This is a genomic window from Streptomyces otsuchiensis, assembly GCF_004305975.1.
Lineage (GTDB): Bacteria > Actinomycetota > Actinomycetes > Streptomycetales > Streptomycetaceae > Streptomyces > Streptomyces otsuchiensis.
The window spans coordinates 1-2,687 of record NZ_BHZI01000443.1 but is presented as its reverse complement, the minus strand read 5'-3'; the positions used below and the strand labels follow the sequence as shown (position 1 = coordinate 2,687).

General features: G+C 74.8%; 1 protein-coding gene. It reads right to left on the bottom strand.

The annotated features are described in order from the left end of the window. Positions 1 to 327: 327 nt before the first annotated feature. On the bottom strand, positions 328 to 2,687 hold a 2,360-nt coding region (locus tag E0D90_RS24860; RefSeq protein ID WP_130800179.1), incomplete at its 5' end, for an ATP-binding protein.

Genomic DNA, 2,687 nt, shown 5'->3' with positions numbered 1-2,687 from the left:
CCCGGCCCCCGCGCCCAAGCCGGACCCCGAGCCCGACCCGGCGCCGGACAACACCATCTGGGACTGACGCCCGCGCTCCCCGCGCGCCAGAGGCCACCTCCGGCAACCCGGTGAGGCAACGCCTTCAGCAACCGTTCCAGCAACCCCGGGGACCCGCCGGGCCGGCCGCCGTGACCACCGGCCGGCCCGGCGGGTCCCCGGGCGCCCGTCGTTCCCGCACGACACCGACCGCACAGCACCGACACGCACGGCACCGACCGCGCGGAAGCTCCCACCGCGGCACCGCGCGGGCCTCCGCACCGGACGGGCCGCACCGGCAGGGACTGCTCAGCCCGGCCGCACGCCCGCTCCCGCACCCGCACCCGCACCCGCACCCGTCGGGGTGTCCCCCGGCTCCAGCAGCCGGGCGATCTCGTCCTCCAGCGAGGTGCGCCCGCTCTCCGTGTGCACGCCGCGCAGCATGCCGCGCGCGGTCCGCCAGTCGGCACGAGCCGCCTCCCCGTCGCCACGCAGCGCGTGCACCCGGCCCCTGAGCACCACGGCGCGCGCCCGCTGGAGCGGGGCGCCGATCGCCTCGAATCCGCGCAGCGCCCGCTGCGCGTACTCCAGCGCCGCCGCGGGATCGCTCTCCAGCAGCACCTCGCCCAGCGCCTGCGACACATGGCTCTCCGCCATCCGCGCGCCGGCCGAACCCGCCGTCACCAGTGCCTGTTCCAGAAGCTCGGCGGCGGCGCCGAGCCGGCCGCGACGATGTTCCACAGCGGCCAGACCGAGCAGCGCGTAGCACTCCCCGACCCGGTCCCGGCAGGCGCGGACGCTCTCCAGCACCGAGCCGTACGCCGCCTGCGCCTCGTCCAGCCGGCCCGCCAGCAGGTGGAGTTCACCCATCCGGTTCTCCACCTGGGCGGTGACGCGCCGCGTTCCGACGGTCCGGCAGATCAGCTGTGCCCGGGCCAGCAGCTCCAGCGCGCCGTCGGCGTCGCCGGTGTCGATCCGCATCCGCGCCAGGTTGTGCAGCACATGGGCCTCGGCGATCCGGTCACCGACCAGCTGGAAGGTGTCCAGGCAGCTCTCCCAGCGCTGTCGCGCCGAGACGAGGTTTCCCGAGAGCCGGTCCAGGTAGGCAATGTTGCGCAGCACCAGTGCGGCGCCGTGCTCGTCACCGGACCGTTCGTAGAACGAGTACGCCTGGTCGAACTGCCGCCGCGCGGGCGCCGTCGACTGCTCGAACATGTGGAGCGAGCCCAGGGAGTACCGCATCGCCGCCTCGCCCTGCTCGTCCCCCGCCCGGCAGGCCGCCTTCAGCGCCACCTCGTGGGTCTCGCGCCAGTCGTCGAAGTAGCTGTGCGCCTCGAAGAGGGTCACCGCGCTGAGCGCCAGGTCCCAGCTGTGCGCGACCAGTCCGGAGACCGCGGCCTGCCGGACCGCCGCCACGATCGAGGTGCGCTCCTGCTCGTACCAGCTCAGCGGGTTCGCCAGCAGCCGTCCCACCATCCGGTCGGGAAGCCGCCAGCGACTCGCCGGGCTGCGCCGCTCCAGGAAACCGCCCGCGTACTCGCGGCGGTGGGCCTCACCGGTCAGCGAGAGCAGCGCGCCGAGCCAGCGTTCCAGCGCCGCCGTCCGCTCCTCGGCGCTCTCCTCCGCGAGCCGCTCCTGGGCGAAGGGCCGCATGATGTCGTGGAAGCTGTAACGCACCTGGCCACCGGGGACCGGGCTGGCGTCGATCAGATAGGCCTCCGTCAGCACCTCCAGGGCCTCCTGCGCCCGGGGCACGTCGACCTCCAGCAGCGGGGAGCCGACCCACGCCGCGAAGCTCGGCACGTCCAGCAGCGCCAGCCGGCGGAACAGCAGCCGGGCGTCGTCGGGCAGGCTGTCGTAGGTGAGCGAGATGCTGGCCCTGACCGTCATCTCGCCGTGGCCCAGTTCGTCGAGCCGCCGTGACTCGTCGAGCAGGCGGTCCACCAGGTCGGCGACGCTCCAGTGCGGCCGGGCCGTCAGCCGGGCCGCGCAGATGCGCAGCGCAAGTGGCAGCCGCCCGCTGAGCCGGCACAGGTCGGCGACCCCCTCGGGGTCGGCGGCGACCCGCTCCTCTCCGACGAACCGGGTGAGCAGGTCGATCGCGGCCTGTCCGCTGAGTGCCCCCAGCTCCACCCGGCCGCGCGCGGGCAGCCCGGTCAGCCGCCGTCGGCTGGTGACCAGCACCGCGCAGCGGGCGGTGCCCGGCAGCAGACAGCTCACCTGACGCTCCGCCATGGCGTCGTCGAGCACGATCAGCAGCCGCCGGTCGTGGACCAGGTCGCGGAAGAGTTCGGCCCGCTCGTCGAGGGTGCGCGGGAGGTTGGGGCCGCTGACGCCGAGCGCGCGGAGGAAGCGCTCCAGAATGTCGGAGGGGCTCACCGGCCCGTTGCCGGTGCGGAGTTCGGCGAAGAGCTGGCCGTCGGGGTACTGGCTCGCCAGGCGGTGGGCGATGTGCACCGCGAGGGTCGTCTTGCCCGCGCCGCCCGGACCGACGATGACGCAGATCGGCACCGCCCGGCCTGCGTTCCCCTCCCCCGGGCGCAGCCGCTCCAGCACCGAGGCGACGGTCTCCTCGCGACCGATGAAGTCCGGAATGGCGGTGGGCAGCAGGCTGGGGGCACGGTCGCGAGGAGACCGTCGCCTCGGTGCTGGAGCGGCTGCGCCCGGGG